This is a genomic window from Bifidobacterium sp. LH_424 (assembly GCF_056356895.1).
The window spans coordinates 139,021-154,938 of sequence record NZ_JBKEVC010000005.1; the positions used below are offsets into that span (position 1 = coordinate 139,021).

11 protein-coding genes and 1 rRNA gene are annotated in these 15,918 nt (G+C 64.5%); 10 read left to right on the plus strand and 2 right to left on the minus strand.

Annotation, left to right across the window (positions count from 1 at the left end):
• Window positions 1-118: 118 nt before the first annotated feature.
• The 4 genes from AC1AYP_RS06115 to AC1AYP_RS06130 all read left to right on the plus strand — a co-directional run bounded on the left by AC1AYP_RS06115 (window position 119) and on the right by AC1AYP_RS06130 (window position 6,271).
• On the plus strand, window positions 119-979 hold the full coding sequence (locus AC1AYP_RS06115) for a sulfite exporter TauE/SafE family protein (RefSeq protein ID WP_476532574.1): 861 nt from the start codon (window positions 119-121) through the stop codon (window positions 977-979).
• 128 nt (window positions 980-1,107) lie between these two features.
• Window positions 1,108-3,180: a Na+/H+ antiporter gene (locus AC1AYP_RS06120; protein WP_476547157.1), complete on the plus strand. Its 2,073-nt coding sequence runs from the start codon at window positions 1,108-1,110 to the stop codon at window positions 3,178-3,180.
• Between the two features lie 10 nt (window positions 3,181-3,190).
• Window positions 3,191-3,643, plus strand: a complete 453-nt coding sequence (locus AC1AYP_RS06125) for a nucleoside deaminase (RefSeq protein WP_476512100.1) — start codon at window positions 3,191-3,193, stop codon at window positions 3,641-3,643.
• Between the two features lie 198 nt (window positions 3,644-3,841).
• Window positions 3,842-6,271: an alpha-galactosidase gene (locus AC1AYP_RS06130; RefSeq protein WP_476547159.1), complete on the plus strand. Its 2,430-nt coding sequence runs from the start codon at window positions 3,842-3,844 to the stop codon at window positions 6,269-6,271.
• Here the strand turns inward: AC1AYP_RS06130 and AC1AYP_RS06135 are convergent, their stop codons facing one another.
• Window positions 6,272-7,435 (minus strand): ROK family protein, encoded by a 1,164-nt coding sequence (locus AC1AYP_RS06135; RefSeq protein ID WP_476547160.1) that lies wholly within the window; start codon window positions 7,433-7,435, stop codon window positions 6,272-6,274.
• A gap of 368 nt (window positions 7,436-7,803) precedes the next feature.
• Here AC1AYP_RS06135 and AC1AYP_RS06140 point away from each other — a divergent pair, with 368 nt between their 5' ends.
• From AC1AYP_RS06140 to ilvA, 5 genes are all read left to right on the plus strand, one after another.
• Window positions 7,804-9,126, plus strand: coding sequence for an ABC transporter substrate-binding protein (locus AC1AYP_RS06140; protein WP_476503255.1), 1,323 nt, complete (start codon window positions 7,804-7,806; stop codon window positions 9,124-9,126).
• Window positions 9,127-9,144: 18 nt separating this feature from the next.
• On the plus strand, window positions 9,145-10,068 hold the full coding sequence (locus tag AC1AYP_RS06145) for a carbohydrate ABC transporter permease (protein ID WP_476547162.1): 924 nt from the start codon (window positions 9,145-9,147) through the stop codon (window positions 10,066-10,068).
• A gap of 5 nt (window positions 10,069-10,073) precedes the next feature.
• Window positions 10,074-10,946, plus strand: coding sequence for a carbohydrate ABC transporter permease (locus AC1AYP_RS06150; RefSeq protein ID WP_476503257.1), 873 nt, complete (start codon window positions 10,074-10,076; stop codon window positions 10,944-10,946).
• Window positions 10,947-11,153: 207 nt separating this feature from the next.
• Window positions 11,154-12,992, plus strand: coding sequence for a glycoside hydrolase family 13 protein (locus AC1AYP_RS06155; RefSeq protein WP_476503258.1), 1,839 nt, complete (start codon window positions 11,154-11,156; stop codon window positions 12,990-12,992).
• Between the two features lie 104 nt (window positions 12,993-13,096).
• Window positions 13,097-14,362 carry a threonine ammonia-lyase gene (ilvA, locus tag AC1AYP_RS06160; RefSeq protein ID WP_034525742.1) on the plus strand — a complete coding sequence of 422 codons (1,266 nt, stop codon included), beginning with the start codon at window positions 13,097-13,099 and terminating at the stop codon, window positions 14,360-14,362.
• A gap of 190 nt (window positions 14,363-14,552) precedes the next feature.
• Here the strand turns inward: ilvA and AC1AYP_RS06165 are convergent, their stop codons facing one another.
• Window positions 14,553-15,308: a Sir2 family NAD-dependent protein deacetylase gene (locus tag AC1AYP_RS06165; RefSeq protein WP_476503260.1), complete on the minus strand. Its 756-nt coding sequence runs from the start codon at window positions 15,306-15,308 to the stop codon at window positions 14,553-14,555.
• 534 nt (window positions 15,309-15,842) lie between these two features.
• Here AC1AYP_RS06165 and AC1AYP_RS06170 point away from each other — a divergent pair.
• A 16S ribosomal RNA gene (locus AC1AYP_RS06170) occupies window positions 15,843-15,918 on the plus strand; the annotation flags it as partial.

The following is a 15,918-nucleotide window of genomic DNA, read 5'->3' on the forward strand; positions in this document are numbered from 1 at the left end:
CCCCTTTCAGGGGGAGCTGGCCGGCCGTAGGCCGGACTGAGGGGGTTGAGGCGCGAACCCCGTACAACAAGTGGAAACCGGCCGCCGCGGCCGGCCCGGCCGTGCCTAGAGTGGCGGTATGAACGCAGCAACCGATACCAGCATCAGCACGCGCATCGCCACCGCCGCCATCGACGAGAACCATCTGGACGAATCCCCGCGCGGGCTCGCCGTCATGGCCGTGGTGGGCGTGCTGGTCGGCGTCCTGTCGGGCCTGTTCGGCATCGGCGGCGGCACCGTCATCGTGCCGGCGCTCGTGTGGCTGGGACTTACGCAGCGCCATGCGGCCGCCACGTCGATGATGGCGATCGTGCCCACCGCCGTCTCCGGCGTCGCCTCCTACGCGTTCGAGGGCGACGTGGATTGGATCGCCGCGCTCATCGTGTTCTGCGGCATGTTCGTCGGCGGCCAGATCGGCTCGTGGCTGCTGTCCAAACTCCCCGAAATCGTGCTCCGGTGGGCGTTCGTCGTGTTCCTCCTGTTCGTGATGGTCAATCAGGCCATGTCGAATCCGTCGCGTGACTCGCGCATCGTGATGAGCGTCGGCACGGTGATCGGCCTCATCGCGTTCGGCGTGATCGCGGGCGTTCTCGCCGGCCTGCTCGGCATCGGCGGCGGCGCGATCTGCGTGCCCGCGTTGTCGATCCTGTTCGGCGCGAGCGATCTGATCGCGCGTGGCACGTCGCTGCTCGCCATGTTCCCGAACGCGATCACCACGTCCATCGCGAACGTGCGCCGCCGCATGGTGCACGTGAAGGCGGCGGTGATCATCGGCGTCGTCGCCGCGATCACCGCGCCGCTCGGCACGTGGATGGCGGCGGCCGTCACGCCGCGCGCCGGCGCGATCATGTTCACCGTGTATCTGGGCGTCCTGCTCGTGCGTTCCGTGTTCGTCGCGATGAAGGCGATGAAGACGACGAAGACGACGCGTTCGCGCTGAACGTGCGCACCGGGAGTTCGCGGTGAACGCGGCGGGCGTTCGCGCTGGGCCATACCCTGCGAAACGATTTCCTTACCCGTTTTCTATACTCTTGACAGCGAGAGAAGGCGGGAGGATTCGGAACACCCATGGACGTACTCGAACTGATTTTGTGCATCATCGCGGCGGTCGTGTCGTCCTCGTTCCTGAGCCGGTTCATTCCCAAGGTCTCGACGCCGCTCGTGCAGATCGTGCTCGGCGCCGCCATGACGCTCCTGCCGTTCTTCCCCAACGTCGAACTCAATCCTGAAGTGTTCATGGTGCTGTTCATCGCGCCGCTGCTCTATCTGGAAGCGCACGAGATCGACAAGTCGGAACTGCTCAAGACGCTCAAGCTCAGCCTGTCGCTCGCCATCGGCCTCGCCATCGCGACGATGGCCGCGGTCGGATTCATCCTCAACGCGATATGGCCCGTGATTCCATTGGCGGCGACACTCGCGCTCGGCGCGGCGCTCGGACCCACCGATGCGGTCGCCGTCAGCTCGCTCGGCCGTGAGGCGTCGCTCACCGCGCGCCAACGCGGCGTGCTCAAAGGCGAATCATTGTTCAACGACGCATCCGGCATCGTCGGCTTCCAGTTCGCGCTCGAAGCGGCCGTGACCGGCAGATTCGCCGTTGGCGAGGCGGCCGGCGACTTCGTCGTCTCGTTCATCGGCGGCACGCTGTTCGGTCTGGCCGTCGGCATGGTCGCCAACTGGCTGTTCGAGACGATCCGGTCGCTCGGCTGGGAGACCACCACCACGCGCATCCTCATGGAACTGTTCCTGCCGTTCCTGCTGTATCTGGGCGCGGAGGAGATCCACGTCTCCGGCATCCTCGCCGTCGTAGCCGCCGGACTGTTCATCCGATTCGACCACACCGGCATCGGTCCGAACGTGGCACGCACCAACATCGTCGCGTCCAGCGTGTGGGGCGTGCTCTCGTTCACGCTCAACGGCGCCGTGTTCATCCTGCTCGGCATGCTGCTGCCCGGTGCGATGACCGCCAGCTGGTCCGACCCGTGGGTGAGCAACAAGCTGCTCATCGGCATGATTCTGCTCGTCACTGGCGTGGTCATCGTGTTGAGGTTCATCTGGGTGTCCGCGATGCTGCGCATCGCTCGCGACGTCGCCACCGGCAAACGTCGCAGGATGACGACGGAACGTTGGCGGTCCGCCGCGGTGATGACGTTCGGCGGCGCCAAAGGCACCATCACCCTGTCGTTGATGTTCACCATCCCGTACTACATCGCCGCCGGCACACAGTTCCCGATGCGCGACGAACTCATCTTCATTGCGTCCGGCGTGATCATCGTGACGCTGTTGCTCGCCAACTTCCTCCTGCCGCTGCTCGCTCCCAACCGCAACAAGGACGCCAGCAACGAGCTCAACGAGATCACCATCGAAGTGCTGCGCCGGACCGTCGAGGAACTCACCGGACGCATCACGCCCGACAACCGTCGCGCGGTGCTTATGGTCATCGACTCGTATACGAAGCGCATCAGCCGTTTGAAGCATCGTCTCGGCGCCATCGACCCGCAGGGCTACGGCGAGCTGCAGATTCAGGCGCTCAAATGGGAGAAGCAGTTCGTGCGTGACCGTCTCGCCGACATCAAGGCGCATCCCGATCCGGACAAGGCGGTGCAGGAGCTCAATGTCGAAGTGTGCGAACGCATGCTCGACCAGATCATGAACACGCTGCGCCATACGACCGCCGGTCCGGAGACCGGACGACTCGGCTGGCAGCTCAAGGGGCGTCTGCGCGGATGGTGGCACCGCACGACGAACCTCGCCAAACGCACCATCAACAAGATCCGCCGCACCACGCCGCTGGTGAGCGAAGACCAGATCTTCGCCCATACGCGGGTGCTGCAGGTCGCGGCCATCGACCATGTGATCGACAAGCTCGGCGAGGAGATGAGCTACGACCGGTACAACACGGAGTTCTGCTCGGCGCTGATCCTCGACTACCGTCGCGCGGAAGCATCGCTCAAGGCCCGTCCGAACGTGGAGGGCAACGCCGTGGCGCTCGGGCAGGCCGACGAGATCAAGAAGCAGAGCTACGCGATTGAGCTCGGCATCGTGCAGGACATGCTCGAAGCCGGCGACATCTCCCGCTCCCAGGCCCGTGAGCTCCGCCGCAACGTCTACGTCATGCAGGTCGACGCCGATTCCGGCATCTGATGGGGGCGGTATGCGATACGACAAGGAGATGGGGGAGGCGCTCGCGCTGGCCCGTCGCGCGGGCGACGCCGGCGACGTGCCGGTCGGCGCGTTGGTGATCGACACGGCGACCGGCGCAATCATCGGCCGGGGGTTCAATACGCGTGAAGTGGACGGCGATCCGCTCGCCCACGCCGAAATCATCGCGATGCGTGAGGCCGCCGCATCCCGCGGCGATTGGAACCTCGCTGACTGCACGCTCGTCGTCACGCTCGAACCATGCCCGATGTGCGCGGGGGCGTGCCTCCAGACCCGCATCGGCACCATCGTGTTCGGGGCGTGGGATGCGAAGCTCGGTGCCTGCGGGTCGGTCTGGGACATTCCCCGCGATCCGCACGTCGGACACGAACCGGAGGTCCACGGCGGCGTGCGCGAACCCGAATGCGCGGCGCTCCTCGCCGGCTTCTTCGCGGGTCGCCGCTGAACCGCACCGAACGCGTCGATTCCGTATTGTTTCCAGCAGCTGTGAACACTCGGGAGGATGGAAAGAAAAGACGCCTGGTCTACCATCGGGTATCAGACGACCGTTGTGAGCCCTCACGGCCCCGCGACCTCTCATGGATGCGGTCCGCCTCCATGGAATCGCAACGGGCTACGTAACCGTACCGCAAGGAGACCAGCAATGACGCGTATCGCACGATTCACGGGAACCGCCGCCGACGGCACCCCGATCACCCTCATCTACGCCGAGCAGACCGGAACCGAGAAGACCGGAACCGCGCATACCGGCACCGAGCAGGCCGGCACCGCGCACGAATCCGCGGCGCACCTCGCCCCGAACGCCCCCGTCGCGTTCGCGCTCGCCTTCCCCGGCGACGAGCTGCCGCGCTTCGTGCATTGGGGCAAGCCGGTCGCCGCGCCCGAAACCCTCGTCAGCCAGGTCGACGCCCTCAGGCCCCAGCGCGTGTCCGGCGCGCTCGACGAGACCATGTGGCCGTCGATCCTGCCCACGCAAAGCGAATCGTGGATCGGTCAGAAGCGTTTCGAAGTGCGCCGCGCCGGCATCGAACTGTTCCCGCGCTTCACCGTCACCGGCATTGAGACGACGCTCGACGCCCGTCCCGCGCTCGACGTGACGCAGGCCGTCGACGCCCCCGAATCCACGCCCGCCGAAGCGCGTGTGGACGCGCCGGTCGTGACCGTCGAGACTCCGGTCATCACCGTCACCGCCGACGATGCCGCACAGGGCGTGCGTCTCGTCTGGACCGTCGAACTGCTGCACGGCGGCCTCATTCGCCAACGTGCGCAGGTCACCAACCTCGCCGATACGGCGGACATGCCGCTCGAAATCGGCAAAGTCGAGCTCGGCTTCCCGCTGCCCGCCGTCGCCACCGAGATCCTCACCACCACCGGCCATCATCTGCGCGAACGCAGCCCGCAGCGCCAGCCGCTCACCGTCGGCCGGTTCGAGAAGGTCTCGATGGCCGGACGCCCCGACTTCGACGCGAGCCTCCTGCTCACCGCCGGCACGCCCGGCTTCGGCTTCGAGCACGGCGAAGTCTACGCCGTGCACGTCGGCTGGAGCGGCAACAGCGTGCTCGCCGCCGAACGCCAGCCGTACACGGACGGCGTGATCGGCGGCGGTGAAATCCTGTTCGGCGGCGAAGTCACGTTGCGTGGCGGCGCGACCGGCGCGACCGGCGCGGCTTCCGCCGCGACCGCCGACGTCGCCGCGTACACGACGCCGTGGGTGTACGGCGCGACCGGCGACGGCCTCAACCAGGTCGCCGCGCGCTTCCACACGTACCTGCGCGACCGTCACCCCGAACTCGCGTCCAAGCCGCGCCCCGTCATCCTCAACACGTGGGAGGCCGTCTACTTCCAGCATGACTACGACACGTTGACCGCGCTCGCCGACAAAGCCGCCGAAACCGGCGTCGAGCGGTTCGTCGTCGACGACGGCTGGTTCGGTTCGCGCCGCGACGACACGTCCGGACTGGGCGACTGGCAGATCTCGCAGGATGTCTGGCCGGACGGGCCGAAGAGCCTCAAGGCGCTCGCCGACTACGTGCATGGCTTGGGCATGGAGTTCGGCCTGTGGTTCGAGCCGGAGATGATCAACCCCGATTCCGACGTCTACCGCGCGCACCCGGATTGGGTGCTGGCGCCCGCCAAGGGCCGTCTGCCGATGCAGGGACGCTCCCAGCAGGTGCTCGACCTGACCAACCCGGAGGCCTACGCGTACATCTACGGGTGCATGGACAGGCTTGTCGGGGAGCTCGGTATCGACTACATCAAGTGGGACCACAACAAGCTCGTCACCGAGGCCGTCTCGCCGCGTACCGGCCGTCCGGCCGTGCACGCGCAGACGCTCGCCGTCTACCGCATCTTCCGTGACCTCACAGCCGCGCATCCGGGCCTCGAGATCGAAAGCTGCTCGTCCGGCGGCGGCCGTGTCGACCTCGGCATTCTCGAACTCGCGAGCCGCATCTGGGTGTCCGACTGCGTCGACCCGGTCGAACGCGCCGACATCCAACGCTACACGTCGCTGCTCGTGCCGCCGTGCATGATGGGCGAGCATGTGGGTGCGAGCCCCGCGCACTCCACGCAGCGCGCCACCAGCCAGGAACTGCGCATGGCGATGGCGTTCTACGGCCACATGGGCATCGAATGGAACCTGCTCAAGGAACCGGACGCCGACGTGGCCAAACTCGCCGCATGGGTCGCCGAGTTCAAGAGGCACCGCGCCTGGTTCGCCGTGGATGCGTGCGTCCACACGGACACCCCCGACCCGGCCGTGCGCGTCGACGGCATGGTCAAGCCGGACCGAACCGCCGCGTTCTACCGGTTCACGCAGCTCACCACCTCGGTCACCTATCCGGCCTCGCCGGTGCGCCTGCCCGGCCTCGACCCGGACGCCGTCTACCGCGTACAGCCGCTGCACCTCGACCTCGATCTCGCGGCGCTCGGCATCGGCAACGGCCAGTCCCCGCTCGGCTGGTGGACGCCCGACGGCGTCCTCATGACCGGCCGTGCGCTCGCCACCTACGGCCTGCGCCCGCCGAGCCTTCACCCGGCTCAGTCGGTCCTGTTCACCGCCGTGCGGCAGTGATCAGCCGATGTAGCGCACGATCGCTCGGGAGGCGGCGGCCTTCGCCCACAGCTGCCAGTCATGGTCGACGACGGTGAACTCGACCTGCGCCGCCTGACTGTGCCGGTAGCGGCGGATCCCGTCGCGCACCGCGTCGATGCCGATGGTCGCGAGGAACGCGGATTCCCCGGCGACCATCACCTTCGACGGCATCGCGATGTTCGCGATCGTCGCGATCAGCGACCCCAGTCGGAAGCACGTGCGGTCCGTCAGCCGCGACGCGAGCGGCAACCCGGCGCGTGCGTCCGCCGCGAAATCCTCGAATGTGCACGGATGTCCGATTATCTGCGCGTACTGTTCCGCGATCGCGTCGTCGGTCAGACATTGCGCGCACCCGATATGCCCGGCCGTGCAGCGCGGCCCCTCCGGGTCGATGAGCACGTGGCCGAGCAGACCGTAGCTTTTATCCGGATACGTGACCGGCTCGCCGCGCACCGCAAGCGAATAGCCGACGCCCACACCGATCGTGAGCACGGCGAACGCCTCCAATCCCACGCCCGGACCGAACCAACTCGCGTCGACGAGCAGGGCATCGATGTCGTTGTACACGGTGCACGGCAGTCCCGTCGTCTCCTCCAGCATCGCGGCGAGCGGCACGTCGTGATCCCAGCGCAGGAACGGCGCGAACGTGACGTCGCGTTCGTCGCGCACGTGGCCGCCGACCGCCACGCCCACCGCCGTCGGCGTGGGCAGTGGCGTTCCGGCCACGTCGTCGCGGCACTCGCGTACGAGCGTCGCGAGTGCCGCCGTCACCTGCTGCGGCGAGCGTCCGGGGAACGCGCGTTCGTGACGTGACGATACGACTTCGCCGTGCGCGTTGACGACGGCCGCGATCGCCGACGCGCCTTGCGCCTTGATGCCGATGAACGTGCGTGCGTCCGCGCGCAGCCGCAACGCGGTCTGCGGACGGCCGCGTCGCGTCGCGCCTTCCTTCGCTTTCGGCGTGAATCCCTGCGGCAGCGGTCCGGTGGTGACGGCGTCGCCGGGAATCTCCTCGATGACTCCCGCGTAGATCAGGTCGCTGGTGATGCGCGACATGGCCCCCTGCGACAATCCCAGCATCTGCGCGAGCGTGGTGCGCGCGATCGGCCCGTATTTCGCGATGGTGCGCGCCACCCGATGCATGTATTCGGATCCTTCGAACCATCGGGGGAAGTCCTGTGCGTCCGTGCGTGTGTTCGTATGTACGTCCGTATGAGCGTCCGTATGCTCGGCATCCTGCGATTGCATGGTTCTTCCCGTTCCGTCGACCATGACACCATCCTTCCGGGAGATTCGCCGGATACCTTCCGACATGGGCCGTGCGCGCCGGCGCGTGCCAGCCGCGGACCGGCCCGAATTCCATTCCTAGGATACATAAATCGAGTGGGTTTAGTTTCCAGCGGCGATGGACTCGCTCGCACTTGGAATGAAAAACCTCGAACCGTATCGTTGGGGCCATGCCCGGCGGCATTGAAGCCGCAGGCGTCAGAGAACAGTTAAGGAGTCTACGAATGAAGTGCGATTCCCCCAATTCGAATGTGGAATCGATGCGTTCGTCGCGTCTGTCGCGTCCACTGCGCATGGTTGCCACTCGTCTTGCCGCGACCATCTGCGCGATCGCGGTCGGCGTCGGACTGGCCGGTTGTGGTGCGAACACCGCCGGCACCATCACGCTTGATTTCTTCCAATTCAAGTCCGAGGCGGCCGACTGGTTCAAGCAGGCTGCGACGGAATTCGAACAGGAAAATCCGACCATCAAGATCAACATCAACAACTCCGCCAATGCGCAGACCGACCTGCGCACCAGGTTCGTGAAGAACCGTGTGCCCGATGTCATCACGTTCAACGGCGACATCAGCTTCGGCAACTTCGCCGCATCCGGCGTCTTCTATGACTTCACCGACGAGCCGATCGTCGAGAGGCTCAACCCCGGCATGGTGAACATCGCGAAGAACCTCGTGCAGACCACTGACCAGTCGAAGAAGCGCCTGTATGGTCTGCCGTTCGCCGGCAACGCTTCCGGCTACATCTACAACAAGGCGATTTGGCGCAAGGCCGGTGTCGATCCGGAGAATCCGCCGACCACGTGGAGCGCGTTCACCGCGATGCTGCAGAAGTTCCGCGAGCAGGGCATCAACCCGGTCGAGGCCACCGTCGCCGACGCGTGGACCACGCAGGCGCCGCTCTCCTCCCTTGCCGGCACGCTCGTGCGTGAAAGCGAGTACACGGACCTCAAGCAGGGGACGACGAACTTCCAGAAGATGTGGAAGGAGACGGTGACCAAGGAGGTGGAGCTCTTCAAGTACGCCGACGGAGACAAGGGCATCACCTATCAGCAGGGTACGCAGAACTTCGCCAAGGGTTCCGCGGCGATCATCCCGCTCGGCACCTACGCGATTCCGCAGATTCTCATGATCAACAAGAATGCCGACTTGGGATTCGCACAGATGCCCGCCACCGACGATGCGGACGAGCAGATTCTCACCGCCGGCGACGACGTGATGATCACGATGGGTGCCACCACCAAGCACAAGGCCGAGGCGATGAAGTTCATCGAATTCCTGATGAGTGAGAAGACGCTCAACGACTACGCCGACGCGAATTCCGCCATCACCCCGCTCAAGAAGACGCACTTCGGCAACAAGGCCCTTGAAACCGTGCGCCCGTTCTTCGAGAAGAACAAGGTCGCCGACTTCTGCGACCACTACATCCCGTCTTCGATCAACATCGGAGGCTACCTGCAGACGATGGTGACCAGCGGCGACACGGACCGCTTCCTGAACCAGATGCAGACCGAATGGGACAAGGTTCAGGCCAGGACCTTCACGAACTGACAAGGAAGGAGAGAGAACATGACAACCGCAACGAAACCCGCCAGCCACGCGAAGAGCGCGCGGAAGCGTTCTGCGTTCTCCGACCGCAAGGTCGACCACGCTTTCTACTGGATGGCCGTGCCCGCCGCCATCGTCTTCGCCATCTTCCTGTACGTGCCGTTCCTACAGGGCGTGATGTATTCGTTCACCAATTCGCAAGGCTATGGTGACTACGACTTCATCGGCATCAAGAACTACATCGCCTTGTTCCAAGACAACCGCGTGGGCCACGCCTATCTGTTCACGTTCCTCATCGCCGTGGCGATCACCATCCTCATCAACGTCATCGCGATGTTCATCGCGGTCGCGCTGAACGGCAAGATCGCGTTCAAGAACGGCTTCCGCGCGATCTTCTTCGTGCCCTACACGCTGTCCGTGCTGGTCATCGGCTACGTGTTCAAGTACATCTTCATGAACCCGCTGCCGGCCCTGGGTAAAACCCTTGGCATCGCATGGCTGTCCGAATCGCTGATCACCAGCGAGCAGTATTCGTGGGTGCCGATTGTCTTCCTCGCCGTCTGGCAGGGTGTCGCCTACTCCGTGCTGCTGTACCTTGCCGGCCTGCAGACAATCGACGACGAAATCTACGAGGCCGCGGCGCTTGACGGCGTCAACGCCTGGCAGAAGTTCTGGAAGATCACCTTCCCGCTGATCGGACCGTTCTTCACCATCAACCTCGTCCTGTCCATGAAGAACGCGCTCGGCACGTTCGACCAGGTGGTCGCCCTGACCGACGGCGGTCCGAACTCCGCCACCGAGACCGTGACCTATCTCATCTGGAAGGGCGGCCTGACCGGTGGCGAGTACGCGTACCAGACCGCTAACGCCGTGCTCTTCTTCATCGTCCTCGCGATCATCGCGTTCATCCAGCTCAAGTTCTTCGGCAGCAAGGAAAAGGTGTGAGTGTCATGAGTGCCGCAGTGTCTGAATCCGCCGTCAAGTCGGGTGTCAAGTCCGAGAAGTTCCGCAAGGACCACAACATCAACTGGTGGCTCACGGCCGCCGTCGCGGTCCTGTCCCTGACGATCCTGATCCCGCTCTATTTCACGATCGTCACCGCACTGAAGACCCCCGCCGAGGCCGGCACGTTCTCGCTGCCGACCACGTGGGAGTGGCACAATTTCGCCGACGCGTCCGCCAAGGTCAACTATCCGAAGGCCGCGCTCAACTCGGCGATCATCACCGTCGCCGCCGTCGTGCTGACCCTTCTGACCAACACGTTCGTTGCGTATGCGGTGGCCCGTAACATGGACAAGCGGTTCTTCCGCTTCCTGTACTACTTCTTCATCGCGGCCATGTTCGTGCCGTTCCCGGTCGTCATGCTGCCGATCGCCAAGCAGATGGGCTCGTGGCATCTCGACAATCAGGTCGGCCTGATCCTGCTGTACATGGTGCTGGGTCTCGGCACGAACCTGTTCATTGCGACGGGCTTCATCCGGTCGATTCCAGTTTCGCTCGAGGAGGCCGCACGTATTGACGGTGCCGGTACGTGGCGCATCTTCTGGAAGATCATCTTCCCGCTGATGAGCCCGATCAACGCCACGATCGCCATCACCACCGCGCTGTGGGCGTGGAACGACTTCCTCCTGCCGCTCATCGTCCTGACCGACCAGTCCAATCAGACGATCCCGCTGGCTCAGTACGTCTTCAGCTCCCAGTTCGCCACCAACTATCCGATGGCTTTCTCCAGCTACCTGATGGCCATGGCTCCGATCATCATCGTCTACGTCTTCGCCCAGAAGTGGGTAATCGGTGGCGTGATGCGTGGAGCGGTCAAGTAGCGGAGAACCCGCAATCGAAGGGTGTCGGGAGTGGACGACGCCTCAGACCACGATGACCTCTCGCCGACTTCTTCGGCGAGAGGTCATCGTCGCATGAACGCCCTGTCGCTATTTCTTTCCGCCGCGCCCGGAAGACTTTCCGATGGGAATGAAAATCGTGGAATCCTATCCTGTTCGGTAGGAACGCAACCTACCAAGGAGTCGACGATGACCGCTTTCAACCGTGAGAACCTGCCCGACGCCATCCGCACGAACGGCGCCACCCCGAACCCGTGGTGGACGAACGCCGTGGTCTACCAGATCTACCCGCGTTCGTTCCAGGACACGAACGGCGACGGCTTCGGCGATCTCAAGGGCATCACCTCACGCCTCGACTATCTCGCCGACCTCGGCGTCGACGTGCTGTGGCTCTCCCCGGTCTACAAGTCCCCGCAGGACGACAACGGCTACGACATCTCCGATTACCGCGACATCGACCTGCTGTTCGGCACGCTCGACGACATGGACGAGCTGCTCGCCGAAGCGCACAAGCGCGGTCTCAAGATCGTGATGGACCTCGTCGTCAACCACACCTCCGACGAGCACGCGTGGTTCGAAGCCTCCAAGAACCCCGACGACCCGCACGCCGACTGGTACTGGTGGCGTCCCGCGCGTCCGGGCTTCGAGCCCGGCACGCCCGGTGCCGAACCGAACCAGTGGGGCTCCTACTTCGGCGGCTCCGCATGGGAGTACTGCCCGGAACGCGGCGAATACTACCTGCACCAGTTCTCGAAGAAGCAGCCCGACCTCAACTGGGAGAACCCGGCTGTGCGCCATGCCGTGTACGACATGATGAACTGGTGGCTCGATCGCGGCATCGACGGCTTCCGTATGGATGTCATCACCCTGATCTCCAAGCGCACCGACGCGTCCGGACGCCTGCCCGGCGAAGCCGGCTCCGAACTCGAGGACCTTCCGGTCGGCGAGGAAGGCTACTCGAGCCCGAACCCGTTCTGCGCGGACGGTCCGCGTCAGGACGAGTTCCTCGCCGAAATGCGCCGCGAGGTGTTCGAAGGGCGCGACGGCTTCATGACCGTCGGCGAGGCGCCGGGCATCACCCCGGAACGCAACGAGCACATCACCAACCCGGCGAACAAGGAACTCGACATGCTCTTCCTCTTCGACCACATGGGCGAAGGCGAAGGACGCTCCAAGTGGGAGCTCGTCCCGTTCCGCACCCCGTGGCTGCGCGGCGTGCTGGCGAACCAGCAGGCCGCCGTCAGGAACGCCGGCTGGGCCAGCCTGTTCTTCTGCAACCACGACCAGCCGCGCATCGTGTCCCGTTGGGGCGACGACACCAGCGAGGAGGCGCGCGTGCGTTCCGCCAAGGCCTTCGGCCTGCTCCTGCACATGCACCGCGGCACCCCGTACATCTACCAGGGCGAAGAGCTCGGCATGACCAACGCGCACTTCACGTCGCTCGACCAGTACAGGGATCTCGAATCAATTAACGCGTTCCGTCAGCGCGTCGAGGAAGCGAAGATCCAATCCGCCGAATCGATGATGGCGTCGCTGGAACTCATCAGCCGCGACAACGCCCGCACTCCTATGCAGTGGGATGCGTCCAAGTACGCCGGCTTCACCACGCCCGACGCCCCGGTCGAACCGTGGATCGGCGTCAATCCGAACCATGTCGGCATCAACGCGGCCGCCGAATTCGACGACCCCGACTCCGTGTACGCGTTCTACAAGCGGCTCATCGCGTTGCGGCACGACGATCCGGTCGTCGCGGCCGGCGACTGGACACTGATCGACGCGGACGACCCGAACGTCTACGCGTTCACGCGTTCGCTCGAAAGCGCACCGGGAGTGGCTGGCGGCACGCTGCTCGTCGCCGTCAACCTGTCTGGCCGCACCGTCGATTTGTCGGCCGAAGCGTATGCCTTGGTCGACAACGGCGTCACCGAGCACGACATCGTGATCAGTACCTATGGCGCGTCCCACGCCGTCGTCTCGCTCGCCAACCGCGAGCTCGACCCGTGGGAAGGCGTCGTCGTGCGGCTCTGACGGTTCTTTGACGGTTCGCCGTCGATTCCTCGTCGATTTCGCGTCGATTCGCTAGGCGGGCACACGGCCATGCTCCGGCCGTGTGCCCGCCTACAATACGCACTATGGAACAGAAAGACGTCCTCAAAGCATTGCAGCGTGACCATGCGGCCGAACTGAAGAAGGCCGCCGAGCGGTTGAAGGGGACCGCGCGTCACACCGAGATCATCCCCTCGCCCGCGCTGAGCGAGATGACCGGGCACGAGATCCTGTTGAAGCCGGAGAACCTGCAGGTCACCGGTTCGTTCAAGATCCGTGGCGCGTACAACAAGATCGCCTCCCTCAGCGACGAGGAGCTGGCGCGCGGCATCGTCACCGCATCCGCGGGCAACCACGCGCAGGGCGTCGCCTACGCGGCGCGCGAACGCGGCGCCAAGGCGACGATCTGCATGCCGACCATCACCCCGCCGCTCAAGGTGGACGCCACCAAGGCGTATGGCGCCGACGTGGTCCTCTACGGCGACGTCTTCGACGAGGCCGCCGCGCACGCCGCCGAACTGAGCGAGAAAGAAGGCATGATCTACGTGCCGCCGTTCGACGACTACGAGGTCATCTGCGGCCAAGGCACCATCGGTCTGGAGATCCTCGAGGACGTGCCGAACGTGACCGACGTGGTCGTGCCGCTCGGCGGCGGCGGACTCGGCGCGGGCGTCGCGCTCGCCATCAAGACGTTCAAGCCGGAGGTGCGCGTGATCGGCGCGATTCCGGAAGGTTCCCCCGCGTGGAAGAACTCGTTCGCCGCGGGCCGCGTCACCGAGGCGGATCAGGTCGTCACCTCCGCCGAAGGCGTCGCCGTGAAGCATCCGGGCGATTTGCCGTACGCGCTGCTCAACGAGTTCCTCGACGATCTCGTCACCGTCACCGAGCGTGACATCAACGAGATGATCCTGCTCATGCTCGAGAAGCACAAGCTGGTCGTCGAGGCGGCCGGCGCGGTGTCGCTCGCCGCGCTCGAACACCTCAACCTGCGTTCGCGCAAGTTCGCCGCGGCCCCCGGCCCGCACGTGGTCGTGCCGATCATGTCCGGCGGCAACATCGACACGGTGACGATGGGCGCGGTCATCCAGAAGGGCATGATCGCCCGCGGCCGCATCATGAACTTCGAGGTGGAGCTGCCGGATACGCCGGGCCAGCTCGTCAAGGTCGCCTCGCTGCTCGCGCGCGAACGCGCCAACGTGATCGCCCTCGACCACGACCAGTTCAAGGCGTCCGGCCACTACACGAACGCGGTGTCGCTCGGCGTGACCGTCGAGACCAACGGCCCCGACCACATCGACCGCATCCTCGCCGCCCTCCGCGCCGAAGGCTTCCAGCCCAAGCGCATCTACTGAGCGCGATTTGCGGTCGGCGGACGGCGAAGCTGACTGGACGAGACGTCGGTTCTTAGGTCGGTTTCATTCGGCTCCATACGCAGAGGGGCGTTGCAACGTAATGGTTGCAACGCCCCTCTTGCTGTTTCGCCTACCTAAGAAACGTCGTATGTACTTAAGAAACGACGATGGTGGCGCGGTATGCGGTGGTTCAGCTGTTCGCGGCGATCGTTTCGTCGACGAGTTTCGGCAGTGCGACGGCGATGTCGTCGTGGATGAGGCGGTCGGCGAGACGGTCGTACTGCGTGCGGCCCATGTTCATGATGGTGATCGGCACGCCCGCCTGCGCGGCGACCGGTACGATGCTCGCGGCGGGGAACACCTCCAGCGTCGAGCCGATCACCCACAGCTCGTCGGCCTGCGAGGCGAGCTTGTAGGATTTCTCCATCGCACCGTCGGGCAGTGCCTCGCCGAAGTAGACGACGTCCGTCTTGATCATGCCGTTGCAGGGCATGTCGCCCTGATATTTGAGCGTGCGGTGGCAGCGCGGATCCGGTTCCTCGTCAAGACGGGCCATGATGTCCGCCGTGCTGTACTTCGCATGGCATTTCATGCAGTGCGAGGTGCCGATGGTGCCGTGCAGGTTCACGATGATGCTTGGGCTGTTGCCGGCCTTCTCATGCAGCGCGTCGAAGTTCTGCGTGGCGAGCAGCGTGAGCATGCCCGCCTTCTCGAGTTTGACGAGCGCCTTGTGCGCGACGCCCGGCTGTGCGTTCCACACGGGCGACTCCTTCTGCCAGCGCCACGAGTATTCGCGCGCTTCCTTGTCGGTGAGGAACGCGTCGATGTCGTACACGCTCATCTGATCCGGATGCTTGGTCCACACGCCATCCGGACCGCGGAAATCGGGGATTCCGGCGGATGTGGAGATGCCTGCGCCGGTCAGGACTGCGATCTTCTTCGTCATACCCACAGGTATACGCCCGTGGTGTGTCCGTGGTGTGGACTGTGTGTGTGGGGCCGCTCGTCGTGGGTTTATTCTGTGGGTGGTGTGTTGGTGTGTTTCCTCCCGCTGGCGGGAGGTGGCGCGCGGAGCGCGTCGGAGGATGGTTCCGGCGTGGTTTCGTGCGTGTTGCGACACGCCGGTGGAACGCCGTCGTTGCAACGATTTCGGCGTGGTTTTGTCATGCCGGTTTGCGTTGTGGTGGGAGTTCATGTAGATTGTTCGTCTGTTGCCGCTCGGCGCGGCGGGCTGATTCCCCTTCTTCTGGTTGGGTTGGTCTGCCTGTCGGCGTGGTGGTGGTTTGAGAACTCAAGAGTGTGTTGTACTACTTACTTCTTTATAGTCAATGATTGCCAGTCCGATTCCCGCTTCGGTTTTCCGGAGTCGCCGAGGGGCGTTGATGGGGGTCGGGGTTTTTGTGCGAACGTCCTTCCTTATAGGATGTTCCGTCAATTGTTTTTAGTGAGAGTCATCTGTCGATGTCTTTCTGCAATGTTTTTTGTGGAGGGTTCGATTCTGGCTCAGGATGAACGCTGGCGGCGTGCTTAACACATGCAAGTCGAACGGGATCCTG